Source organism: Clostridium sp. 1001275B_160808_H3 (assembly GCF_015550425.1).
In the GTDB taxonomy this organism is placed as follows: Bacteria; Bacillota; Clostridia; order Clostridiales; family Clostridiaceae; genus Clostridium.
In genome coordinates this window covers 1-24,483 of the sequence record NZ_JADNAT010000023.1, presented here as the reverse complement: position 1 = coordinate 24,483, position 24,483 = coordinate 1, and the positions used below count along the sequence as shown (strand labels likewise).

20 protein-coding genes, 7 tRNA genes and 1 other annotated feature are annotated in these 24,483 nt (G+C 29.2%); of the genes, 26 read left to right on the top strand and 1 reads right to left on the bottom strand.

What is annotated here, in order from left to right; genetic code table 11:
• Nucleotides 1-25: 25 nt before the first annotated feature.
• From I2A75_RS14860 to murD, 26 genes are all read left to right on the top strand, one after another.
• Nucleotides 26-1,561, top strand: coding sequence for a polysaccharide biosynthesis protein (locus I2A75_RS14860; RefSeq protein WP_195265936.1), 1,536 nt, complete (start codon nt 26-28; stop codon nt 1,559-1,561).
• A gap of 19 nt (nt 1,562-1,580) precedes the next feature.
• A complete protein-coding gene (gene mazG / locus I2A75_RS14855; RefSeq protein ID WP_195265934.1) occupies nt 1,581-3,053 on the top strand; it encodes a nucleoside triphosphate pyrophosphohydrolase in 1,473 nt (490 codons plus the stop codon).
• A gap of 203 nt (nt 3,054-3,256) precedes the next feature.
• A complete protein-coding gene (locus tag I2A75_RS14850) occupies nt 3,257-3,532 on the top strand; it encodes an HU family DNA-binding protein (protein ID WP_008681650.1) in 276 nt (91 codons plus the stop codon).
• A 65-nt stretch (nt 3,533-3,597) separates the two neighbouring features.
• Nucleotides 3,598-3,858, top strand: coding sequence for an RNA-binding S4 domain-containing protein (locus I2A75_RS14845; RefSeq protein ID WP_142691423.1), 261 nt, complete (start codon nt 3,598-3,600; stop codon nt 3,856-3,858).
• Between the two features lie 51 nt (nt 3,859-3,909).
• Nucleotides 3,910-4,203 (top strand): sporulation protein YabP, encoded by a 294-nt coding sequence (yabP, locus tag I2A75_RS14840; protein ID WP_008681654.1) that lies wholly within the window; start codon nt 3,910-3,912, stop codon nt 4,201-4,203.
• An 8-nt stretch (nt 4,204-4,211) separates the two neighbouring features.
• Nucleotides 4,212-4,601, top strand: coding sequence for a spore cortex biosynthesis protein YabQ (yabQ, locus tag I2A75_RS14835; RefSeq protein ID WP_195265931.1), 390 nt, complete (start codon nt 4,212-4,214; stop codon nt 4,599-4,601).
• Nucleotides 4,602-4,684: 83 nt separating this feature from the next.
• The gene (locus I2A75_RS14830; RefSeq protein WP_308463897.1) at nt 4,685-4,969 is read left to right on the top strand and encodes a septum formation initiator family protein; all 285 of its coding nucleotides are present in this window, start codon (nt 4,685-4,687) and stop codon (nt 4,967-4,969) included.
• Nucleotides 4,970-5,051: 82 nt separating this feature from the next.
• The gene (locus I2A75_RS14825) at nt 5,052-5,462 is read left to right on the top strand and encodes a S1 domain-containing RNA-binding protein (RefSeq protein WP_195265929.1); all 411 of its coding nucleotides are present in this window, start codon (nt 5,052-5,054) and stop codon (nt 5,460-5,462) included.
• Nucleotides 5,463-5,649: 187 nt separating this feature from the next.
• Nucleotides 5,650-5,736, top strand: a tRNA-Leu gene (locus I2A75_RS14820).
• Nucleotides 5,737-5,758: 22 nt separating this feature from the next.
• A tRNA-Met gene (locus I2A75_RS14815) sits at nt 5,759-5,834 on the top strand.
• 6 nt (nt 5,835-5,840) lie between these two features.
• Nucleotides 5,841-5,917, top strand: a tRNA-Met gene (locus tag I2A75_RS14810).
• Between the two features lie 5 nt (nt 5,918-5,922).
• Nucleotides 5,923-6,009: transfer RNA gene (locus I2A75_RS14805), tRNA-Leu, on the top strand.
• Between the two features lie 431 nt (nt 6,010-6,440).
• Nucleotides 6,441-8,825 (top strand): stage II sporulation protein E, encoded by a 2,385-nt coding sequence (gene spoIIE, locus I2A75_RS14800; RefSeq protein ID WP_195265927.1) that lies wholly within the window; start codon nt 6,441-6,443, stop codon nt 8,823-8,825.
• A 305-nt stretch (nt 8,826-9,130) separates the two neighbouring features.
• A complete protein-coding gene (tilS, locus tag I2A75_RS14795; RefSeq protein WP_195265925.1) occupies nt 9,131-10,525 on the top strand; it encodes a tRNA lysidine(34) synthetase TilS in 1,395 nt (464 codons plus the stop codon).
• A gap of 4 nt (nt 10,526-10,529) precedes the next feature.
• Nucleotides 10,530-11,069 (top strand): hypoxanthine phosphoribosyltransferase, encoded by a 540-nt coding sequence (gene hpt, locus I2A75_RS14790; RefSeq protein ID WP_195265915.1) that lies wholly within the window; start codon nt 10,530-10,532, stop codon nt 11,067-11,069.
• A 45-nt stretch (nt 11,070-11,114) separates the two neighbouring features.
• Nucleotides 11,115-12,917, top strand: coding sequence for an ATP-dependent zinc metalloprotease FtsH (gene ftsH, locus I2A75_RS14785; protein ID WP_195265913.1), 1,803 nt, complete (start codon nt 11,115-11,117; stop codon nt 12,915-12,917).
• Between the two features lie 318 nt (nt 12,918-13,235).
• The gene (locus tag I2A75_RS14780; protein WP_195265911.1) at nt 13,236-14,906 is read left to right on the top strand and encodes a formate--tetrahydrofolate ligase; all 1,671 of its coding nucleotides are present in this window, start codon (nt 13,236-13,238) and stop codon (nt 14,904-14,906) included.
• Nucleotides 14,907-15,038: 132 nt separating this feature from the next.
• Nucleotides 15,039-15,818, top strand: a complete 780-nt coding sequence (locus I2A75_RS14775; protein ID WP_195265910.1) for a type III pantothenate kinase — start codon at nt 15,039-15,041, stop codon at nt 15,816-15,818.
• Between the two features lie 6 nt (nt 15,819-15,824).
• Entirely contained in the window at nt 15,825-16,811 is a 987-nt protein-coding gene (gene dusB, locus I2A75_RS14770; RefSeq protein WP_195265909.1) for a tRNA dihydrouridine synthase DusB, read from the top strand.
• 213 nt (nt 16,812-17,024) lie between these two features.
• Nucleotides 17,025-17,507 carry a transcription elongation factor GreA gene (gene greA, locus I2A75_RS14765; RefSeq protein WP_195265907.1) on the top strand — a complete coding sequence of 161 codons (483 nt, stop codon included), beginning with the start codon at nt 17,025-17,027 and terminating at the stop codon, nt 17,505-17,507.
• Between the two features lie 14 nt (nt 17,508-17,521).
• Nucleotides 17,522-19,027, top strand: coding sequence for a lysine--tRNA ligase (lysS, locus tag I2A75_RS14760; protein ID WP_195265905.1), 1,506 nt, complete (start codon nt 17,522-17,524; stop codon nt 19,025-19,027).
• Nucleotides 19,028-19,191: 164 nt separating this feature from the next.
• A tRNA-Asn gene (locus I2A75_RS14755) sits at nt 19,192-19,266 on the top strand.
• A gap of 31 nt (nt 19,267-19,297) precedes the next feature.
• Nucleotides 19,298-19,372 (top strand) — tRNA-Asn (locus I2A75_RS14750).
• A gap of 31 nt (nt 19,373-19,403) precedes the next feature.
• Nucleotides 19,404-19,478, top strand: a tRNA-Asn gene (locus I2A75_RS14745).
• Between the two features lie 221 nt (nt 19,479-19,699).
• Nucleotides 19,700-19,866 (top strand) — a binding site (T-box leader).
• A gap of 44 nt (nt 19,867-19,910) precedes the next feature.
• The gene (locus I2A75_RS14740; protein WP_195265903.1) at nt 19,911-21,302 is read left to right on the top strand and encodes a glycine--tRNA ligase; all 1,392 of its coding nucleotides are present in this window, start codon (nt 19,911-19,913) and stop codon (nt 21,300-21,302) included.
• A gap of 269 nt (nt 21,303-21,571) precedes the next feature.
• Nucleotides 21,572-22,951 (top strand): UDP-N-acetylmuramoyl-L-alanine--D-glutamate ligase, encoded by a 1,380-nt coding sequence (gene murD, locus I2A75_RS14735; RefSeq protein WP_195265901.1) that lies wholly within the window; start codon nt 21,572-21,574, stop codon nt 22,949-22,951.
• 32 nt (nt 22,952-22,983) lie between these two features.
• Here the strand turns inward: murD and I2A75_RS14730 are convergent, their stop codons facing one another.
• Entirely contained in the window at nt 22,984-23,973 is a 990-nt protein-coding gene (locus I2A75_RS14730; protein ID WP_195265899.1) for a DUF5050 domain-containing protein, read from the bottom strand.
• Between the last annotated feature and the right edge of the window lie 510 nt (nt 23,974-24,483).

Genomic DNA, 24,483 nt, shown 5'->3' with positions numbered 1-24,483 from the left:
ACTATTTTGAGTTTGGAGGTATTTTATGAAGAAACAATCACTACTTAAAGCAAGTCTAGTACTTGGAATAGCAGGAATAGTAGCGAAATTTTTAGGATTATTCTTTAGATGGCCACTAATAATGCTTATAGGTGACGAAGGTGTTGGATATTATCAAATGTCATATCCTTTATATATGTTTTTCGTTGCTATGGCATCAGGAGTACCAGTAGCTATTTCGAAAATGATATCAGAGAAAAAGGCAAAGGGAGATATACAGGGAATATTCGAGGTTGTAAAAGAATCAACAATCTTAATGATGTTCTTAGGTGTTGGTACAACCCTTATATTATTCTTTTTTGCTAAACCTATTATTAAATTTGTTCAGTGGGATATGAAATCATATTATGCTTTACTTGGAATATCCTTTGCACCATTTGTAATATCTATAATGACTATATATAGGGGTTTTTTTCAAGGGCTGCAAAATATGACTCCATCAGGTGTATCACAAATACTTGAGCAGATAGGAAGGGTGATAATAGGAGTTGGACTTGCTATATTATTTTTACCTAAGGGAATAGAATATGCAGCAGGGGGAGCTGCTTTTGGGGCAGCTGCTGGAGGAGTAATAGGAGCAACTTATCTTCACGAAAAGTATAAAAAAGTAAAAAAGCAAATGTGGAGTAAAAAAGTTAAAAGTAACCCAGAAGTACTAACTTCTATTTTGAAAATTGCTTTACCTATTTCAGTGGGAACAACAGTAGGGACTATAATGAGCTTAATTGATTCTATATTAGTTCCACAAAAGCTTTTGCAAGCTGGCTTAACATCAGAAAGTGCAACTATTTTATATGCGCAATTAACAGGAAAGGCAAATGTAATAACTAATATTCCATTAACATTATCTATGGCAGTAGGAACCTCACTGATTCCTATAATAGCAGAAAATTATATAATGAATAGAAGAAAGGATTTGGAGTCAAAAGTTCAATTATCAATAAAGCTATCTATGTTAATAGCTATGCCATGTACATTAGGGTTGTTTTTTCTTGCAGGGCCAATAATGAAACTAATATTTCCCGGGAAATGGGATGGCGTATTAATACTTAAATACTTATCTTTATCAGTTCCATTCATAATAATTACTCAGACAACTACATCAATTATGCAAGGAATAGGTCATTATATTAGACCTATAATAAACTTGTTTATAGGATGTATCGTAAAGATTATTTTAACATTTGTGCTAGTGCCTATGACAAATATAAATATTTATGGAGCAGTAATAGCTAGTATATCAGCTTACTTAGTATCAACAATACTAAACTTAATTTCACTAAAGAAGAGATTAAAATTAAAATTAAATATATATCAAACAACTATAAAACCAATTATTGCAGCTTTAATTATGATATTTGGAGTATTATCATCATATTTATATTTATTTAATAAAACAGGTAGTAATGGTTCTGCTTGCTTAATAGCTATATTTTTGGGTATTATTATATATATGGCATTAATACTAATACTAAAGGTATTTAGCATAGACGAAATAAAAAATAGAATTGTAAAAAATTAATGAGTAAGGAGAGAACCTAATGATAAAGATAATAGGTTTAGGGCCAGGAGCACCTGAAGCTTTAACTATAGGAGCAGTTAAGGCATTAGAAGAGGGGGAAAATATTTATTTTAGAACAGAGAAACATCCTACTGTTGATTATTTAAGAGGAAAGATAAAAGAATTCAAAACATATGATCACTATTATGAAACGTCTGAAAGCTTTGATCAGGTTTATAATAGCATCGCAGAAGATATAGTAAGTAAGTATAAAGAGGATGAAGAGATAATATATGCAGTTCCAGGACATCCTTTAGTTGCAGAAAAATCAGTTTTTAATCTTATGAATTTATGCGATGAAAAAGGAATAAGTTATGAAATACTTCCAGCTGTAAGTTTTATAGATGCTATGATGGATGTATTAAAGATTGATCCGATAGAAGGACTAAAGGTTATAGATGCATTTGATATGAAAAATCAAATTTTAGACAAAAGAATAGGAACTATAATAACTCAGGTGTACAATCCGTTAATAGCATCAGAAGTTAAGCTTAGATTACTTGAATATTATAATGATGAAACTGAGATATATTATGTTAGAGCTGCAGGGATAGTTTCAGAAGAATCTGTAAGGAAAATACCAATATATGAGCTTGATATGCAAGAAGATATAGATTACTTGACATCTATATATATACCTAAAGATATGGATAATAAAAAAGATTTTAATGATTTAGTTGAAATAATAGATACTTTAAGAGGAGAAAATGGTTGTCCATGGGATATGGAACAAACTCATGAGAGTATTAAAAATCAACTTTTAGAAGAAGCTTACGAAGTTATAGATAGTATAAATAATGATGATATAGATGGAATGGTAGAAGAATTAGGAGATGTTCTATTACATGTAGTTTTCCATGCTTCATTAGGTAAAGATGATGGGTATTTTAATATTTATGATATACTTGAATCTATATGTAATAAAATGATTTATAGACATCCTCATGTATTTAGTGATGGAAAAGTTAATAATAGTGGAGAAGTTCTTGAAAATTGGGAAGAACTTAAGAGGAAAGAAAAGAGTTTTAATACAGTTACAGAAGAAATGAATGCAATAGCTAAGGCACTACCTTCTTTGATTAGAGCGCATAAGGTTCAAAAAAAGGCAGCTAAAGTAGGATTTGACTGGGATGATATTGAAGATGCAGCTTTAAAGGTGCAAGAGGAATTAAAAGAGGTATTAGATGTATATAAATCCAATAATAAGGAAAAAATAAAAGATGAAGTAGGAGACTTAATATTTGCATGTGTTAATGTAGCCAGAAAATTAAATATTGATGAAGAAGAAGCGGTAAATTCAACTATACAAAAATTTATAAGAAGATTTTCTTTTATAGAAGAAGAGGCTTTAAAATCCAACAAAAATTTAAATGAAATGACATTAAAGGAGATGGATTTGTTATGGGAACAAGCAAAAAACAAAGAATTTAATGAGAAAAAGAAGGATTTATAAATTTTTTGAAGAATAATATATAGTGGTTTATACTATACTATAAATAACTTATTGTAATAAATAGCTTTTATAACAAAAAATTGATAATGTTATAGACTAGCACCAAAAGACGATATATAATAAGAGAATGTAGTTATAGTACATATTAACAGAAATAGTTAACTACTAAAATATATAACGGGTTATTTAAGGAGGATGTAATTGTGAATAAAGCAGAATTAATCACTAGCATGTCAGAAAAAAGTAAATTAACTAAGAAAGATGCTGAATTAGCTTTAAAATCATTCATAGAAAGCGTTGAAGAAGCGTTAGAAAAAGGTGAAAAAGTTCAATTAGTTGGATTCGGAACTTTCGAAACAAGAGAAAGAGCTGCAAGAGAAGGAAGAAATCCTAGAACTAAAGAAACTATAAACATTCCAGCTTCAACAGTTCCAGTATTTAAAGCTGGTAAAGAATTTAAGGAAAAAGTTAATAAGTAGTATATTTAGAACCCGAGTATTCCCTCGGGTTCTTTTGATAATATAAAATAATAAGGAGAGTTATTATGAGGTTAGATAAATATCTTAAGGTTTCTAGAATAATAAAGAGAAGAACAGTTGCTAAAGAGGTTTGTGAAGGGGGAAGAGTTTCTATTAATGATAAAGTTGCAAAAGCATCAACAGTTGTAAAAGAAGGCGATATAATAGAAATTCAATTTGCAAATAGATCATTAAAAGCAAGAATAATTAATATAGTTGAGCATGTAAAAAAAGAAAATGCAAAAGAAATGTATGAGATATTAGAAGGAGAGGAAGATAAAGAATAAAAACAATAACTCCTTCATATATTTTTATAAAGAATATGTGGAGGAGATAAGATGGAAAAGAGAAATGAAAATAAGTTAGAAGAGCCAAGGGGTAATATAACTTTAGAGAATAGAAAAAGATTAACACTTACAGGTGTAGAAGAAGTCATAAGTTTCGATGATGAAAAAATATTATTAAATACAAAATTAGGGTTTTTAACTATCAAGGGATCAGAATTAAAGATGAATAAATTAGATGTACAGAATGGTGACGTAATAATTATAGGAAATATATCTTCCATAGTATATAGTAGTAAAGAAGTTAAAAAAGAAAAAGAAAATATAATTTCTAAGTTGTTTAAATAGAGGTAAGTATGCCGTTATCAATAGATGTTCAATTTGACATAGTTATGTATTCCATTCTTTCGGGAATACTGATAGGAATTATGTTTGACCTGTATAACATAATAAGAGGAGTAAAAATACCCAAGATAATAATCATAATAGAAGATATTTTATTTTGGATATTAACTGCTTTTATAGTATTTGCTTTTTTACTATACACTAATTATGCCTTCTTAGGACCATATGTATATATATTCATGATAGTAACCTTGATTATTTATTTAAAATTAATAAGCCCTACAATTTTAAAGTTAGAGAGATATATAATAGATAAAGTTAGTAAATTTATAAGGATAATTTTGAAAAATTTAATTTATCCTATAAAAGTTGTATATTATAATATTTGTGGAAAAAAGTAGATTCAAAGTAGTAACATAAAAAAATAGCTTGAATAAAATATGTATAGTGTTTAAAATATATTATATAATATATTTTAAAGAGGGTGAGAGCAATTAAAAAGCAATTAACTCTTAAAAGATTAATTATAGTTTTTATTTTTGCAATTTTCGTATTTAATTACATTAAACAGGAAATTACAATGAAAAGAATCCAAGAGAATATTATTATTAGCCAAAAAGAGCTAGAAGAGCTTAAAAGTAAGAATAGTAAGTTAGAGGCAGATTTAAAAAAAGTTGATTCTAATGAATATATTGAAAAACTTGCAAGAGATAGGCTAGGAATGATAAAAGAGGGCGAAAAAGTTGTAAATCCTAAAACGCAAAACTAAAGAATATGTTTTAAAACTACAAAAAAAGGTTATTATTATAATAACATATATTATTTAATTTTTAAGGAGGAATCTTTGTAACATGACCTTAATGGCAGGAAACATATTAGAAGGTACAGTGGTTAATATTACTAGTTTTGGAGCTTTCGTAGAGATAGAAGGTAAAACAGGATTAGTTCATATTTCAGAAGTAGCAGATTCATTCGTTAAGGATATTAGACAACATCTTAATGAACAAGACAAGGTTAAGGTAAAAGTAATATCAATTGACGATAATGGTAAGATAAGTTTATCAATTAAGCAAGCAAATGTTCAAAAAAAATCAGTAAAACCTATAGAAATAGATTGGTCTTCAGAAAATAAGAAATCCGGTGGGAATTCAGGTAACTTTGAAGATATAATGTCAAGATTCTTAAAGGACAGCGAAGAAAGAATGCAAGATGTAAAAAAGAATCAAGATTTTAAATCTAAAAGTGGAAGAAGAAACTTCTAACAGTATAAATAAAGACATCATATAAATTTAATATATAAATCTATAAAGGGCTGATTGCATAATGGATATCAGTCCTTTATTATTTGAGTAACATAATGTTATTAGAAAAAAATTAAAAAATATGTTGACACTATAGAAAACATAATATATAATTAATTTTGTCGCTGAGGGGCGACAGTAAAAACATGCTGAAGTGGCGGAACAGGCAGACGCACAGGACTTAAAATCCTGCGGTAGCGATACCGTACCGGTTCGATTCCGGTCTTCAGCACCAAGCTAAATTCAACTTATAATATCGCGGGGTGGAGCAGTTGGCAGCTCGTCGGGCTCATAACCCGAAGGTCGTAGGTTCAAGTCCTGCCCCCGCAACCATAAAATGGCGGAATAGCTCAGCTGGCTAGAGCACTCGGTTCATACCCGAGGTGTCGTAGGTTCAAGTCCTATTTCCGCTACCATATACGCTGAAGTGGCGGAACAGGCAGACGCACAGGACTTAAAATCCTGCGGTAGCGATACCGTACCGGTTCGATTCCGGTCTTCAGCACCAAAAGTACTTAAGATTTCTTAAGTACTTTTTTGTTATATAAAATTTTATTAATTTAAAGACTAGATATAAGTTTAAATATAAAAATTAATAACATAAATTATATGATAAACAAAAATAAAAAATTACTATATTTAAAAATTTTGTTCTTCATAAAGTTTGTTATAGTGACAAAATTGTATTAAAAGTTAAACTATTAAAAGAAATTTATAATAGATATTTATATAATTAAAATACTATATAAACTATCAGTATACATAGAGTTCAAGCAAATTTATATAAATATAATATTAAAAAAGTATCTAAATACATATAAGGAAATTTATATTTTATTGTCCAACGAAAGTGGATAATAGGATACATCATATGACATATATTTCCTAAAAGTAATGCTATAATTTAAATTACATTTTATGGAAGTTGGAGGGGAGTATATGCAATATGGTGTTGATATATCAACATATAAGAGATTAGAAAATAGAAAAAATAAAAAAGAATTAAGATTAAATGGGACGGCTATTAGTGCAATTGCAGCTTTTTTGATAGGATTTTTGTTAAGTAGAGTTTTATTATCTGTAACTATAGATATGGGGATAGCGCCTTTTGGGATTGCATATCTTATTGGAATAAGAAAAGAGAAGGGAAGAGATATATTATTATCTCTATTAGGTATTATTGCTGGATATCTTTCTATATATAAAACTCTGGAAGGAGCAATTGCTTATTGTATAGTAGCTGTTGTAGTAATGCTATATATTGAAATATGTAATAAAATAGAGTTAAAGCAAAGAGACACAGTAACTTTTGGTTTAATATTTTCAACATTTTTTATATATAATTTAATAATAAATAATCAGCCTATAGGCGTTAATTTAACTTTTTCGGCTTTAAAGGTATTGAGTATAATACCTGTTAGGTACATACTTAATTATGCATTGAATTGTGTTGATGAATTAGAAAGTAATTATTTCTTCTCAACAGAAGAATTGATAAGTATAGGGATTTTATTATGCTTATTGGTTGCAGGAATAGGTAACTTAAATATTTTGGGAGTTCATTTAAGAAATATATTAGCGTTAACTATAATAGCTATTTTTGCATATATAGGGGGGACAGGATTAGGATCTGCTATAGGAGTTTCGATGGGGTTTGTCATTGGAATAACTAATAATGATATAATAATATCTATAGGTTTATATGGTTTATGTGGACTTATAATTGGAATATTTAAAGATACGGGAAGGATATTTTCTTCAATAGCATATTCCGTTGTTTACTTCATAGTATCAATGTATTCGGATAAATTTTCTATTTATGGAGGAATAGAAGTAGTAGTAGCTATAGTAATTTTAATTAGTATTCCTAAAAAGGTTATAGAATATATAAATAAGGAATTTAATCAAGAAAAGAAGGCAGAAATTATTAATGATATACATCTAAATGGTGTAAAAAATGAGTTTGTTGATAGGCTTAACTCAATGAAATCGATATTGTCAAGTTTATCAGCATCAATATTGAATTTGGGAGAAAATGATATTTTATCATTAAATAATAAAGGAACTGCTATGGTAGAGAGCTTAGCAGATAGAGTATGTTACAATTGTGAGCTTAGACAGAGGTGTTGGGATCGTAATTTACATTCTACTTTTGAAGGTTTTTCTGAACTTATAAGTAGTTGTGAAAATAATGATATATATTTTCCGCAAGATTTAGAAAAGAAATGCGTAAAGAAAAGAAGTTTAATGAAAAATGCTCAAGAAATTGTAAATAATTATACTGTTAATGAAGCTTTAAAAACAAGGTTAACAGAAGGAAGAAACTTAATTGCAAATCATATAAATAATATATCTCAAACTATGGGAGATATGATAAGAGATTTTGAAAAAGATATATCTATATGCTCAGAAATAGACAAGGTATTAAAGAAGGCCTTAAGTAAAAATAAAATAGAATATAAGGATGTATTTTGCTATTTAGATAGAAAAGGTAGAATGAAAATAAAATTAACTTTAAATAACTGTGAAGGTGGATGTTATTGTGCTAAGAACATATTACCTGTAATTAATGGGCTAGTGAGAGTTCCAGTATCAATATCAAGTGAAGGTTGCAGGATAGATCCTGATACAAATGATTGCTCAATTATAATAGAAGAGACTCCTAAATATCATATGACTTCTTATGCTGCAACAAGAGCTAAAGATGGCGAAACTTCAATAGGAGACAGTTATAGTTTTTCTAAAAATAATGATGGCACATATTTAACTATAGTAAGTGATGGAATGGGTTCTGGTCCTGAGGCTGGAACAGAAAGTGGACTAGCTGTTGATTTAATTGAAAGGTTTATAGAAAATGGATTTAGTGAAAAAACAGCTATAAATACAGTTAATTCTATTATGGCTATGAAGTTTAATGAAGATGAAAAATTTACTACTATGGATTTAAGTGTAGTTGATTTATATACTGGTGAAACAGAGTTTATAAAGATAGGTGGAGTTGTTAGTTTTATAAAAAGAGGACAAGATGTTAAAGTTGTTAAATCTAGCAGTTTACCTTTTGGAATATTAGATAGTGTAGATATAAGTTCAGAGAAAGTAAAACTAAAACACGGTGATATAATAGTTTCAATTAGTGATGGTGTTTTAGATATAGATAAAAATAATGTTGGAAGCTATTCTTGGTTACAGGAATATTTACAATATGCAGATACAAATCCAGCAGCGTTATCTAGAGATATTCTTGAAAAGGCGATAGTGTTAAGTGGTGGAAAGGTATGGGATGATATGACAGTTTTGGTTTCCAAAATGTACTCTGTTTATTAATAGGAGGATTAAATAAAAGAGGATGGGATATAAATTCGGTATCTCATCTTCTTCAATTTTTGATGTTGAAAAAATTAGCAATCATAATTGTTTACATATATATATGTTAAGGTTATTATATTATATATGTTTTAATTATTCATATGGAATATGATATATAGCTTAAAAGTTTTATGTTTAATTAAATAAGTTCATAACATTATTAATATTATTTAAGTATTATAAGAAAAATATTATTTAGACTGTATTAGGGAAGTGATTATTAGGAATTATATAATAAAATAAATATACTGAGGAGCATAAATGTGATAAACAAAGTAAAGGATTTTATAATTAAAAATGATCTTATACAAGATGGAGATAGAGTTTTGGTTGCTTTATCTGGAGGGCCTGACTCTGTTTGTTTACTTCATATACTTTATAAGTTAAGAAACTCTCTAAATATAGATATAGGAGCAGCTCATGTTAATCATATGTTAAGGGGGCAGGATGCTTTCAATGATGAAGAATATGCAAAAAAAATATGTGAAGAATTTAATATAGATTTTTATTCAAAAAGAATTAATATAGATGAAATAGCTAAAGAAAAAAGTATTTCTCATGAAATGGCAGGAAGAGAAGAAAGATATAATTTTTTTGATTTTATAAAAAATACACATAATTATAGTAAGATAGCAGTAGCACATAATTCCAATGATCAAGCTGAGACTGTTATCATGAATATGATGAGAGGAGCGGGAATAGAAGGATTATGTGGTATCAGGAGTAAAAGAAAAGGTGGAATAATAAGACCTATATTATGTCTTTCGAGAGATGAGATAGAAAATTATTGTGAAGATAACAATTTAAATCCTAGAATAGATAAAACTAATTTAGAAAATATATATAGTAGAAATAAAGTTAGATTAGATATACTACCTTATATGAAGGAGAATTTTAACAAAGATATAATAGAAACTTTGAACAGAATGACAAATTTATTACAAATAGATAATGACTTTATTGAAAAACAATGCAATAATAGTTATAAAAAGTATTGTAATAATAAAAATAATCATATAGTTATATCGAAAGAAGCATTTTTGTTAGATAAAGCTATAATAACAAGAATTATAAAAAAGGCGTTTGTGGAGTTTACTGGAAAGTACAATAATTTTGAAATGAAGCATATTTATGAAGTGATTGAGCTTGCAAAAAATTCTACAAACAAAAAAATTGATTTACCTAATGGAATAGTAGCCGAAAATGTATATGGAGATATATACTTAAAAAATAAATCATATGATAAAAAAGAATATGAAGAAAAAGAGGTGTTAATAGGTAAGGATCAATTAAATAAATATACCAGTGAATTTAATAAATATAATATTGATTTTAAGGTTATAAAAGATAAAAATAATATAGAATTTTCTAATAACGTATTAATAAAATATTTTGATTATGATAAGATAAAAGAAAAGCTAATTGTTAGAGAAAGAAAAAATGGGGATAAGATAATTCCACTTGGAATGAAGGGAAGTAAAAAGTTAAAAGATGTATTTATTGATTTAAAGGTTCCATTTGAGGAAAGAGATGAAATCCCAATTTTATGTTTTGATAATGAAATAGCGTGGATAGTAGGGTATAAAGTTTCAGATAAATTTAAGATAACTAAAGAAACTAAAAATATAATAAAAATTACTTTTATTAGAAAGGAATAGGAGAATGATAAGGGACATAAAGGAGATATTACTTACTGAAGAACAAATATCAGTTAAGGTTAAGGAATTAGCAACTAAGATAAGTGAAGATTACAAAGATAAAAATTTACTTATTGTAGGAATTTTAAAGGGTTCAGTTATGTTTGCATCTGATCTTATAAAAAATATAACAATACCATGTGAAATTGATTTTATGGCAGTATCTAGTTATGGAGCTTCTACTGAAACATCAGGAGTAGTTAGAATTTTAAAAGATTTGGATCATAGCATTGAAGGTAAAGACATAATTATAGTAGAAGATATTATAGATAGTGGAGTTACATTAGATTATTTATTAAAATACTTGAAAACTAGAAAAGCTAATAGTATCGAAATAATAACCTTTTTAACTAAGCCATCTAGAAGAATGGTGGATATAGAAGTTAAATATTGTGGATATGAAGTTCCAGATGAATTTTTAGTTGGGTATGGATTAGATTTTTCAGAAAGATATAGAAATCTACCATATGTAGGCATATTAAAAGAAGAAGTATATAAAAATTAAATTTAAAATGCAATATAATAAAACTAGAGGAAAGGGGGGCCTTGAATGAAAAAATATTCAAGTGCAACAGTATGGATATTTGTTATTTTGATACTTTTCTTATCTGCAACATTCTTATGGAATAGCGGTAAGATGGCAGATGAGATATCATACAGTGATTTTCAACAAAAATGGGTTAATGATGAGATAGAAAGTATTATGGTTCATCCAGATAAGATGTTAATTTCAGGAAAAACAAGAGACGATAAGCAATTTAATACATATGCTCCTAGTGAAATGGTGCAGATGTTAATGGCTCAAACTCCTAAAGATGATATAAGAGTAGATTTTAAACAGCCTTCAAATAGTAGTGTATGGATTAGTATAATACCTACAATAATGATAATGGTTCTATTCTTTGTATTCTTCTTTATGATGTCACAACAGTCACAAGGTGGTGGTGGCGGAAGAGGTGTTATGAACTTTGGAAAAAGCAGAGCAAAAGTAATGCCTCCAGATGCAAAAAGAGTTACATTTGATGATGTAGCGGGTGCTGATGAAGAAAAGCAAGAATTAGAAGAGATAGTTGATTTCTTAAAACAACCATCTAGATATACTGAGATGGGAGCTAGAATACCTAAGGGAGTTTTATTAGTAGGACCTCCTGGAACAGGTAAAACCTTATTAGCAAAAGCAATAGCTGGTGAGGCTGGAGTACCTTTCTATAGTATATCAGGATCAGATTTCGTTGAAATGTTCGTTGGTGTTGGTGCATCAAGAGTCAGAGATTTATTTGAGCAAGCTAAAAAGAGTGCTCCATCACTTGTGTTTATAGATGAAATAGATGCAGTAGGTAGACAAAGAGGTGCAGGTCTTGGTGGCGGACATGATGAAAGAGAGCAAACATTAAATCAATTGTTAGTTGAGATGGATGGTTTTGGTGCTAATGAAGGAATAATAATGATTGCAGCAACAAATAGACCTGACATATTAGATCCAGCGTTACTTAGACCAGGTAGATTTGACAGACAAATTGTTGTTGGGGCTCCTGATGTAAAGGGAAGAGAAGAGATACTAAAGGTTCATACTAAGAAAAAGCCTTTATCAGAAGATGTAGAATTAAAAGTATTAGCTAAGAGAACTCCAGGATTTAGTGGGGCAGATTTAGAAAACTTAGCAAATGAGGCAGCGTTATTAGCTGTTAGAAAAAATGAAAAATTAATAGGTATGCAAGATTTTGAAGAAGCTATAACTAGAGTAATAGCTGGACCAGAAAAGAAAAGTAGAGCTATTAATGAACATGATAGAAGGTTAACTGCATATCACGAAGCAGGTCATGCAGTTGTAATGAAACTTTTAGTTCATTCAGATCCAGTTCATGAAATTAGTATAATACCAAGAGGTATGGCTGGTGGCTATACAATGCATTTACCAGAAGAAGATAGATCATATACATCAAAAGAAAAGTTAAAAGATGATATGGTTGGATTACTTGGAGGTAGAGTTGCTGAAAAATTAATATTATCAGATATTAGTACTGGAGCTAAGAATGATATTGATAGAGCAAGTGCTATAGCAAGAGCTATGGTAATGGAATATGGAATGAGCGATAAGCTTGGAACTATCTCATATGGCGGAGATAATAATGAAGTGTTCCTAGGAAGAAACCTAGGACATAGCAGAAACTTCAGTGAAGAAGTTGGAGCAGAAATCGATAAAGAAGTTAAGAGATTTATTGATGAAGCATATGAAAGAGCAGAAAGTTTATTAAGTCAAAATATTAATAAATTACATGCGGTAGCAGCAACTTTATTAGAAAAAGAAAAAATAGATGGTGAAGAATTTGTAAGAATTTTTGAAGCTAGCTAATAATAAGAAAGAGTGGCCATATGGCTACTCTTTCTTATTATAGAGAATTTATTATAAAATTTAAAATTAATTATTAAGATGTAAAAAGGTTGTGTAATATAAGGATTATTCATAAATTTTATTATATGTATTAAAAAACACGAATTATATATTTTGAAATTAAAGCAAAAATAAGAATTTAACACAATATAGCGAATTATAATTAAAAATAATTTAATAATATTCGAATGAATATTTAAAAGTTATGAAATAGATGATATAATTTATGTATAGAATAAGAATATTAAATAATTTTATAAAAGACAGGAGTGTATTGAGATGAAGAGTGATATTCAAATAGCTCAAGAAGCCAAAATGGAGTATATAACAAAAATAGCAGAAAAGTTAAATTTAACTGAAGATGATATAGAGCAATATGGGAAATATAAATGTAAGTTATCTTTAGATATATTAGAAAAAAATAAGAATAAAGAAAATGGCAAGCTAGTTTTGGTTACTGCAATAAACCCAACACCAGCAGGTGAAGGAAAGTCAACAGTTACAGTTGGCCTAGGGCAAGCACTTTGTAAAATGGGGAAGAATGCAGTTATAGCATTAAGAGAGCCTTCACTTGGACCAGTGTTTGGAATAAAAGGGGGAGCAGCAGGTGGTGGCTATGCTCAAGTAGTACCCATGGAAGATATAAATTTACATTTTACAGGGGATATGCATGCTATTACTAGTGCTAATAACTTATTAGCGGCAGCTATAGATAATCATATACATCAAGGTAATGATTTAAGAATTGATTCAAGAAGAATAGTATTTAAAAGAGTAATGGATATGAATGATAGAGCACTTAGAAATATAGTTGTTGGACTAGGCGGAAAGCTTAATGGTTTTCTAAGAGAAGATGGATTCATGATAACTGTTGCATCAGAAATTATGGCTATTCTATGTTTAGCTAATAGTTTATCAGACCTTAAAGAGAGAATGGGTAATATATTAATAGCTTATGATTTAGATGGAAATCCAGTTTATGCAAAGCAGCTAAATGTGCAAGGAGCAATGGCTTTACTTATGAAAGATGCTATAAAGCCTAATCTAGTTCAAACATTAGAAAATACTCCAGCAATAATACATGGAGGACCGTTTGCAAATATAGCTCATGGATGCAACTCTATAATAGCAACAAAAATGGCACTTAAATTAGGTGATATAGTTGTTACTGAAGCAGGGTTCGGTGCTGATTTGGGTGCTGAAAAATTCATGGATATAAAATGTAGATATGGTGAATTAACTCCAGATTGTGTTGTTATAGTCGCAACTGTTAGAGCACTAAAGAATCATGGTGGGGTGAGCAAGGAGATGTTAAACACTCCAGATGTTGAAGCTTTAGCTAAGGGAATAACTAATTTAGAAAAGCAAATTGAAAATATTAAAAAATATAATGTACCAGTAGTTGTAGCTATTAACAAATTTGTAAGTGATAGCAATGAAGAAGTGGAATTTATTATAGATTATTGCAATAAATTAGGTGTTAAGGTTGCTTTATCAGATGTGTGGGCAAAAGGTGGAGAAGGTGGAATTGAGCTAGGAGAAGTTGTTTGTGGGGTATTAGAAAAAGAAAAGTCTAACTTTAAACCAATTTATGATGTAGAAAATACTATTGAAGAAAAGATAAATATAATTGCTAGAGAAATTTATGGAGCAAATAAGGCGGTCTTTACTCCAAATGCCAAAAAACAAATTGAGGAGTTAGAGAGATTTGGATTAGATAAATTACCTATATGTATGGCAAAGACTCAATATTCCTTATCTGATAATCCATCATTAAAAGGTAGACCTGAAAATTTTGAAATAACTGTAAGAGAGATAAGAGTTTCTAATGGAGCTGGGTTTATTGTTGCACTAAATGGTGATATAATGACAATGCCAGGACTTCCAAAGGTTCCAGCCGCAAATAAAATGGATATACTAGATAATGGAGAAATAGTAGGATTATTTTAATATATAGATTTTACAACACTTGACAAATGATTTGTAATTGTTAAAATTAAATTGTTAAATTATTGTGATTATATTTATTTAAATAAAGGCAGCTTTCAAAGCTGCTTTTAATTGTATTAAGGTGGTGCTTGTATGATTTTAGTAGTAGACGTAGGTAATACAAATATAGTCTTGGGAGTATATAATAATTCTGAAAATATTGCTAGCTGGAGAATTTCTACTGATGCAAAAAAAACATCAGATGAATATTCTATTCAAGTTATGCAGCTTTTTATTCAAAGTAATCTAAATCCTAGAGAAGTAAAAGGAATAATAATTTCATCTGTTGTTCCTAATATAATGCATTCATTAGAGAATATGATAAAAAAGAGTTTTGGAATTAATCCTTTAATTGTAGGTCCAGGGGTTAAAACTGGAATAAATATTAAATATGATAATCCAAAGGAAGTGGGAGCTGATAGAATTGTAAATGCTGTAGCTGCTCATGACAAGTATAAGAGAGATCTTATAATAATAGATTTTGGAACAGCAACAACATTTTGTTCATTAACTAAAGAAGCAAACTATCTTGGGGGATGTATTACACCAGGAATAAGAATAGCATCTGATGCTTTATTTGATAGAGCTGCAAAGTTACCGAGAGTAGAATTAGAAGTACCAAAAAATATAATATGTAAAAATACTATATCTAGCATGCAAGCGGGTATAATTTATGGATATATAGGGCAGGTAGAATATATAGTAAATAAAATAAAAAAAGAAATGAAAGATCTTGGTTCAGATGAACCTTTAGTTATAGCGACAGGGGGATTAGCAAAATTAATAGCTAAGGAAACAGACGTTATAGATAAGGTTGATTCTAGTTTAACATTAGAGGGGTTAAGAATAATATACGAAAAAAATAAGGAGTAGTATAATATGAAAATTGGAAACCTAGAATTTGAAAATAATGTTTTTCTAGCACCTATGGCAGGGGTAACAGATATATCTTTTAGAGGACTATGTAAGGAGATGGGATGTGGGTTAGTTTATACAGAGATGGTAAGCGCTAAAGCCCTTTACTATGGAAATGAAAATACAAAGTCATTGCTTAGAATAGCTGATGAAGAAACTCCTGTTGCAGCTCAAATTTTTGGGAATGATCCTAAGATAATGGCTGAAGTAGTACAAAGATATTTTAATGAAAGAGAAGATATTTGTTTAATAGATATAAATATGGGGTGTCCTGTAAATAAAATTACTAAGAATGGGGAAGGATCAGCTTTACTAAAGCATCCGGAGTTAGCAGCCAATATAGTAAGAGAAATTAAAAAGGTATCTACTAAACCAGTAACAGTTAAATTCAGAAAAGGTTGGGATGAAGGAAATATCAATGCTGTTGAATTTGCTAAGGGTCTTGAAGATGCTGGAGTAGATGCGATTACTGTTCATGGAAGAACCAAAGAACAGATGTATGAAGGAAAAGCAGATTGGGATATAATAGGGAAAGTTAAGGATGCTGTTTCAATACCAGTGTTAGGAAATGGAGATGTATTTACAGCAGAAGATGCACTAGAGTTAAAGAATAAAACTAATTGCGATGGAATTATGGTTGCAAGAGGGAGTATGGGGAATCCGTGGATATTTAAGCAAATTGAATATGCCTTAAAAGGAAATTCACCTTTAGAAATAAGTTATTTAGACAGAATAAATATGTGTTTAAGACATTATGAATTAGCAATTAAGTACGATGGCGAGAGAAAAGCTGTGAGGGAAATGAGAAAACATGCATCTTGGTATATGAAGGGATTACCTAAAAGTAATGACATAAGGGGAGTTATGAATACTTTAGAAGATAGCAATTCTGTAATTGAATTGTTAAATAACTATAAGTATGAATTAATAAGAAGTTTCGATAAAGTTTAAATTATATACCTGAATAATAAATTTTTAAAAGAATAAATATATTAAAAGCGAGAATACTATATATCTGTTAAATAAAGATAAAGGGATACCTTTAGCTTATAACTTAGTTGACATATAATACTTGCTGATTTATAATGTTTTAAATGATTTTAAGAATATCAGACCTAGTGTTAGGTATTTAAATAAAAGTAGAAATTTGAAGGGGAGAAAATCATGAGTGAAACTAAAAAGTTCGTAATGACATACGAAGGTGTAAAAAAGTTAGAAGATGAATTAGAATTTTTAAAAACTGTTAAAAGAAAAGAAATAACTGAAAAAATAAAAGTAGCATTAGGATACGGAGATTTAAGCGAAAACTCAGAATATGATGAAGCTAAAAACGAACAAGCATTTACTGAAGGTAGAATTATTCAATTAGAAAATATGCTAAAGAATGCTGTTGTTGTTGATGGATCAGAAATTCCAACAGATAAGGTTGCAGTAGGAACAATAGTTAAAGTTAAGGATTATGAATTTGATGAAGAAGTTGAATATTCAATAGTAGGTTCAGCAGAAGCAGATCCTATGGAATTCAAAATATCAAATGAATCACCAGTAGGAGCTGCTTTATTAGGTAAAAAGGTTGGAGAGATTGTTGAAGTGTTAGTTCCAGGTGGAACAAACAAGTTTGAAGTATTAGGAATAAGAAGAGAGTAACGGAGGGATATTTAATGTCAACTGAGGAAATGAATATACAAGAGTTAGAATCTCAGTTTAGTGAGCAAGAAGCATTAAGAAGAGAAAAACTAATAGAGTTACAAAATCAAGGAAAGGATCCATTTGACGTTTATAAAGTTGAAAGAACACATATGTCAGAGGATGTTAAGGATGATTTTGAAAATTTAGAAGGAACTATAGTTACAGTTGCTGGAAGAATTATGTCTAAGAGGGGTCAAGGAAAAGTTGTATTCTCAGACATACAAGATAGAGATGGAAAAATTCAATTATTTATAAAAATAGATGAAGTAGGAGAAGAAGCCTTAAAATCATATAAAACATATGATTTAGGTGATTGGGTTGTTGCAACTGGAGAAGTGTTTAAAACTAAAACTGGAGAAGTATCAGTTAAAGTTAAGAGCTTCGAATTAATATGTAAATCATTAAAACCATTACCAGAAAAATGGCATGGATTAAAAGATCCAGATTTAAGATATAGACAAAGAGAAGTAGATATGATCTCAAATCCAGAAGTTAAGACTAACTTTATGAAGAGAGCAGCTATACTTAAAGGCGTGAGAGAGTTCTTAGATAACAGAGGATTTATAGAAGTTGAAACTCCAATGCTTGCACCTATAGCAGGAGGAGCATCAGCAAGACCATTTATAACTCATCATAATACTTTAGATATAGATATGTACTTAAGAATAGCTCCAGAATTATATTTAAAGAGATGTATAGTTGCTGGATTAGAAAAAGTTTATGATATGGGAAGAACTTTCAGAAATGAAGGTATGTCTGTAAGACATAATCCTGAGTTTACAATGATAGAATTATATGAAGCATTTTCTGACTATAATGATATGATGGAAATTGCAGAAAATATGATAGCATCAGTATGTGAAAAAGTAAATGGAACAACTAAGGTTAATTATCAAGGTACAGAAATTGACTTTGCACCACCATGGAGAAGAATAACTATGGTTGATGCTGTAAAAGAACATACAGGTATAGATTTTAATGAAATAAAATCAGATGAAGAAGCTCAAACTATAGCTAAAGAAAAGAATTTAGAATTTAAAAAGAATATTAAGCATGTTACAAAAGGTGAAGTGTTAAATGTTCTATTTGAAGAATATGCAGAACAACATATGATACAACCAACCTTTATTTGTGATTATCCAGTAGAAATATCTCCTTTAACTAAAAAGAAAAGAGGAAATGATAAATTTACTGAAAGATTTGAAGGATTTGTATTTGGAAGAGAAATATGTAATGCATATTCCGAATTAAATGACCCAATAGTTCAAAGAGAGAGATTTAATCAACAAGAAAAAGAAAGAGAACTAGGTGATGATGAAGCATACATGATAGATGAAGAGTTTATGAGCGCTTTAGAAACAGGTATGCCTCCAACAGGTGGATTAGGTATAGGTATAGATAGAGTTATAATGTTCTTAACAGATTCAGCATCTATAAGAGATGTTATAATGTTCCCAACAATGAAACCACAAAAATAATATTTTAGGGAGTAAAGTTTTTTGCTCCCATTTTATTTAATTTTATGCAAATGGTTTATTGCTTTTGAATATTTTTTTTATTTTTAGAAATTAAAATTAAAAAAATTACAAAAAACACTTGCAATATTAATAAAACTTGATATAATAACTAATGTAGTAAATATTCCGCGATAGCTCAATGGTGGAGCACTCGGCTGTTAACCGATAGGTTGGAGGTTCGAATCCTCTTCGCGGAGCCATTTTAATTTTGAAATTAATTTATAGGAATATTCCGTGGTAGCTCAATGGTGGAGCACTCGGCTGTTAACCGATAGGTTGGAGGTTCGAATCCTCTCCACGGAGCCATTTTAATTTTAAGATTAATTTATAAGAATATTCCGTGGTAGCTCAATGGTGGAGCACTCGGCTGTTAACCGATAGGTTGGAGGTTCGAATCCTCTCCACGGAGCCATTTTTATAAGAGTTTTATAAGAGTAGATAATTTATCTATTGTTATAAAACTCTTTTATTATATAATGATATATAATATTTGAATTCTAGAATTTGAATTATAGTATTTGAAGTTAAGTACAATCAAAATGATATAAGTTATTAATATAATTTAAATATTTAATAAAAAGTCTTTTATACTTGACATATAAAAGGCTTTTGGTAAAATTAATATATAATTTAATAGGTACAATGATAAAGAGGAGTAAACTTAATATTTCTTTTAGAGAGACGATGGTTGGTGTGAATCGTTATTAATTTAAGTTGAAGGGCGCTTTTGAGTATTAACATTGAAAGTTGGGCTAAAGCCAAGAAGGGTGGAACCGCGGAATTGAAATTTCGTCCCTTTAGGTCTGAGGCTTTTTTTATTTATAAAAAAATTGGAGGTATTAAAATGGCAGTAGAAAAAACTATGGAAAAAATAGTTGCTCTTTGTAAGAGTAGAGGTTTTGTATTCCCAGGATCAGAGATATACGGAGGATTAGCGAACTCTTGGGATTACGGTCCATTAGGAGTTGAATTTAAAAATAACGTTAAAAAAGCATGGTGGAAGAAGTTCGTTCAAGAAAGTCCGTATAATGTAGGAGTAGATTGTGCTATATTAATGAATCCAGAAGTATGGGTTGCATCAGGACACGTTGGTGGATTTTCAGATCCTTTAATGGATTGTAAAGAATGTAAAGCAAGATTTAGAGCAGACAAAATTGTAGAAGATCATATGACTGAAAATGGAGCAGAAGTTGCTAGCGCAGATGGATGGTCTAATGAGCAATTAAAGGAATACATAGAAAAGAATAATATAGTATGTCCTAAGTGCGGAAAATTAAATTATACTGATATAAGAAAGTTTAATTTAATGTTTAAAACATTCCAAGGAATAACAGAGGATTCCGCTAGTACAATATACTTAAGACCGGAGACAGCTCAAGGTATATTTGTAAACTTTAAATCAGTGCAAAGAACTTCAAGAAAGAAAGTTCCATTTGGTATTGCTCAAATTGGTAAATCATTTAGAAATGAAATAACTCCAGGAAACTTTACATTTAGAACAAGAGAATTTGAACAAATGGAGTTAGAATTTTTCTGTAAGCCAGGAACAGACTTAGAGTGGTTTAAGTACTGGAAGGATTATTGCTGGAACTTCTTATTAAATCTAGGAGTAGAACAAGATAACTTAAGAATGAGAGATCATGGTGAAGAAGAACTATCATTCTATTCAAATGCAACATCAGATATAGAATACTTATTCCCATTTGGATGGGGTGAATTATGGGGAATAGCTGATAGAACAGATTATGATCTAAAAAAGCATCAAGAACATTCAGGTCAAGATATGAGCTACTTAGATCCAACAACTAACGAAAAATATGTTCCTTATGTTATAGAACCATCTTTAGGAGCTGATAGAGTTGCTTTAGCATTCTTAGTAGATGCATATGATGAAGAAGAGTTAGAAGGTGGAGATGTTAGAACAGTTATGCATTTACATCCAGCTTTAGCTCCATATAAGGCTGCGATTTTACCACTTTCAAAGAAACTTTCCGAAAAAGCCTTAGATGTATATTCTGATTTAAGCAAAAAATTCAATATAGAATATGATGAGGCTGGAAGTATCGGTAAGAGATATAGAAGACAAGACGAAATAGGAACTCCATTCTGTATAACAATAGATTTTGATACTTTAGAAGATGAATCAGTTACTATTAGAAATAGAGATACTATGGAACAAGAGAGAGTAAAAATTTCAGATTTAGAAGCTTACATTGAAAAAAGCTTAGAATTCTAATTCTAAAAAGAGAGGAGATGTTGAAATTCTCCTCTCTTTTGTATTTAATTAATTTAAGTGTTATAATTAGAAGGAATTGGGACAGACTTTAAGAGAGGTTCCAAATTTTACGTTTGGCAAGGAGAAGTTACTAATCCGAACAAATGTGAGAAATGATAATACATATTTAGTTGGTTATAAATGATTTGTTTAATAAGTTTATATTACTAATTTGAACTTACTAAAAAGAGTTTCATATAATATTTTATAGATGGTTTTGGAGGAAGATTATGAAAAAGCAATTTAATGAATTTAAAAGTTTTATAAAAGGGAAAAAAGTTGCTGTTGTAGGAATAGGAGTTAGCAATATACCGCTTATAAGGTTTTTAGTTAAGCTTGGAGCGGTTGTAACTGCATTTGATAAGAAGAATAGAGAAGAGTTAGGTGACATTGCAAAAGAGTTTGATGAATTATCAGTTATCTTAGAACTAGGAGATGGTTACTTAGATAGGTTAACGGGATTTGATGTTGTATTTAAAACTCCTTCAATGAGAATAGATTGTGATGCTTTAGTAAAAGTAAAAAATGAAGGTGCATATATAACTTCAGAAATGGAGGAGTTTGTTAGATATTGTAAGGGGAAAGTTTACGGAATTACAGGAAGTGATGGAAAAACAACAACAACAACGATTATATCAAAGCTTCTAGAAGAAGCAGGATATAAAACGTGGGTTGGTGGAAATATAGGAACCCCATTGTTCTCCGATATAGAAGAAATAGGAGAAGAAGATAAAGTTGTTTTAGAATTATCTAGCTTTCAGCTTATGACTATGGATGCTCCGGTTGATATTGCGATAGTAACAAATCTTGCACCAAATCATTTAGATATGCATCTTGATATGCAAGAATATATAGATGCTAAGAAAAACATATTTTTAAATCAAGATAAAGATGGAGTTTTAATATTAAATAGAGAAAATGAAATAACTCATGGATTCGTTTCAGAGGCAAAAGGAATAGTTAAAGAGTTTAGTTCTAAAAGACAAATTGAAAATGGTGCATACTTAAAGGATAACGTGTTATATCTAGAAGGTAAGATGGTCTGTGATAAAGAAAATATAGCTATTAAAGGAATTCATAATATAGAGAATTATTTAGCTGCATTTTTAGCAACAAAAGATGATGTATCTATAGAGGTTATGAAGAAAGTTGCTGAGAACTTTGGTGGTGTTGAGCATAGATGTGAATTAGTTAGGGAAATTAATGGTGTTAAATATTATAATGACTCTATAGCTTCAAGTCCAACAAGAACATTAGCTGGATTATTCGCTTTTGAAAGAAAAGTAATTTTAATAGCAGGAGGCTATGATAAGCATATTCCTTTTGAGCCTTTAGCAGAGGAAGGATATCCGTATATAAAGGAATTAATATTGCTAGGAGCTACAAAGGATTTAATTAAAGATGCATTTTTAAAATTGAAAGAAGAAAAAGGTATTGAAGTTTCTATAAGTCTGGTAGATACTTTGGAGGATGCTGTATTTAAAGCTAAAGAATTAGCAGTAGAGGGGGATATAGTTACTTTATCACCAGCTTGTGCATCTTTTGATATGTTCCCTAACTTTGCTGAAAGAGGAAATAAATTTAAGGAAATAGTAAATAGAATATCATAAAAAAATAAAAGGCCAGATGGCCTTTTATTTTTTTAGTTTATATTAAGAATTTCTATTTCATTAGTATTTGACGAAGTCTCTATGAAAATTCCCTTATCTGTAGGAAAATATTCATTTGTGAAATCTGAAAATACTTTATTATAATCAAAATTACTATTCTGATCTATAGCTTTAAGTTCATAGATAGAATTTGGATCATTATTATTTATAAAATAAATTTTATCATCGAATTGCTTTAATTTAGTAGCATTAATATCTATAACTTTTTTTACTTCATTATTTGATAAGTCTAAAGAATATAAAGAATTATTATCTGATGTATTTATAAATAATATTTTATTACTATAAGTTATAAAGCTATCTACAGGAGCATCTGTTAATTTGAAGTTTGCACTTTTATCTAATTTTAGGCAGTATAGTTTTGAGGAATCATCCAAATTTTTATAGTATATAGAATTATTATTTACGATAAATTCTCCTACCCTAGTATTTGATAATAATGTTTTAGAGTTAGATTTAACATCAAATGAGTAGATGTTTTGGGTATTTAAATCGGTATAATATAGTTTCTCATTTTGATAAACTAATCCTTTAGGGTAGCTATCATTAATTTTTGTAACATTCTTTTTTTGATAATCTAATTTATAAAGTCCTTTACTATTAGATGTTGATGAAAAGTAGATGAAATTATTATCAGTAGCTAATGAGTCAACAGAATAATCAAAACTATCTACAACTAAATTGTTAGTTATTTTATTTATAGGTTTAGAAATATCTAATATCGATAATTTATTATTGTTAGCAACATTAGGAAAGAATAAATAATTACCTAAAGATATATATTTAGTATAAGTAGAAGTCTTACCTGAAAGAGTTGCTTTAGTATTATTATTTATATTTTCCTTATATGATGTCGATAGAGATGTAGAGTTGGTTGTAGAAGATGTATCTGAATTCTTGTTTACGCAACCTACAAATAAAAATGTTGATATAATTAAAATAAAAAAAGCCCTTTTTACCATATATGCCTCCCAATATTTAATTTGTATTATTTTATAATAATATTTTAGATTAAAATTGATATTAAGTAAAATAAAATTGTGAAAATATAGATAATTTTGATGAAATATGATATTAATTGTGTTAAAACTGTAGAATTAGCAGTTAACTTTGCCTGGTGTATCATTATATGAAAAAAAGAGAATAAATTAGAATTAGCTAGAAATTTAATAATAAAATAAATAAATAATATGAAATTGGAGTTAGGGATAATTATAATCATGATATTATAAATAACGTCGTCGGGAACGAAAGCTAAATAACAAGAAAAATTCAAGAAAAATTGATGACAAAAAAGTGTTGACAATTGAGTAGTGAAATGTTATTATGATAAAGCAGTCGATGAGACGGCAAAGTGTAGATCTTTGAAAATTGAACAGAATATAAGTTAAGTAAAAACCAGCAATTCTTTTAGACGTCTTAAAATTAAGACTCAAAGTAATTTGAGCGAAGAGATTAAACTTTTTATTGAG

What these genes read in the sequence shown, in the direction of transcription:
- I2A75_RS14860 (WP_195265936.1), top strand. Translation starts at nt 26, where the DNA reads ATGAAGAAACAATCACTACTTAAAGCAAGTCTAGTACTTGGAATAGCA.
- mazG (WP_195265934.1), top strand. Translation starts at nt 1,581, where the DNA reads ATGATAAAGATAATAGGTTTAGGGCCAGGAGCACCTGAAGCTTTAACT.
- I2A75_RS14845 (WP_142691423.1), top strand. Translation starts at nt 3,598, where the DNA reads ATGAGGTTAGATAAATATCTTAAGGTTTCTAGAATAATAAAGAGAAGA.
- yabP (WP_008681654.1), top strand. Translation starts at nt 3,910, where the DNA reads ATGGAAAAGAGAAATGAAAATAAGTTAGAAGAGCCAAGGGGTAATATA.
- yabQ (WP_195265931.1), top strand. Translation starts at nt 4,212, where the DNA reads ATGCCGTTATCAATAGATGTTCAATTTGACATAGTTATGTATTCCATT.
- I2A75_RS14825 (WP_195265929.1), top strand. Translation starts at nt 5,052, where the DNA reads ATGACCTTAATGGCAGGAAACATATTAGAAGGTACAGTGGTTAATATT.
- spoIIE (WP_195265927.1), top strand. Translation starts at nt 6,441, where the DNA reads ATGCAATATGGTGTTGATATATCAACATATAAGAGATTAGAAAATAGA.
- hpt (WP_195265915.1), top strand. Translation starts at nt 10,530, where the DNA reads ATGATAAGGGACATAAAGGAGATATTACTTACTGAAGAACAAATATCA.
- ftsH (WP_195265913.1), top strand. Translation starts at nt 11,115, where the DNA reads ATGAAAAAATATTCAAGTGCAACAGTATGGATATTTGTTATTTTGATA.
- I2A75_RS14780 (WP_195265911.1), top strand. Translation starts at nt 13,236, where the DNA reads ATGAAGAGTGATATTCAAATAGCTCAAGAAGCCAAAATGGAGTATATA.
- I2A75_RS14775 (WP_195265910.1), top strand. Translation starts at nt 15,039, where the DNA reads ATGATTTTAGTAGTAGACGTAGGTAATACAAATATAGTCTTGGGAGTA.
- dusB (WP_195265909.1), top strand. Translation starts at nt 15,825, where the DNA reads ATGAAAATTGGAAACCTAGAATTTGAAAATAATGTTTTTCTAGCACCT.
- greA (WP_195265907.1), top strand. Translation starts at nt 17,025, where the DNA reads ATGAGTGAAACTAAAAAGTTCGTAATGACATACGAAGGTGTAAAAAAG.
- lysS (WP_195265905.1), top strand. Translation starts at nt 17,522, where the DNA reads ATGTCAACTGAGGAAATGAATATACAAGAGTTAGAATCTCAGTTTAGT.
- I2A75_RS14740 (WP_195265903.1), top strand. Translation starts at nt 19,911, where the DNA reads ATGGCAGTAGAAAAAACTATGGAAAAAATAGTTGCTCTTTGTAAGAGT.
- murD (WP_195265901.1), top strand. Translation starts at nt 21,572, where the DNA reads ATGAAAAAGCAATTTAATGAATTTAAAAGTTTTATAAAAGGGAAAAAA.
- I2A75_RS14730 (WP_195265899.1), bottom strand. Translation starts at nt 23,973, where the DNA reads ATGGTAAAAAGGGCTTTTTTTATTTTAATTATATCAACATTTTTATTT.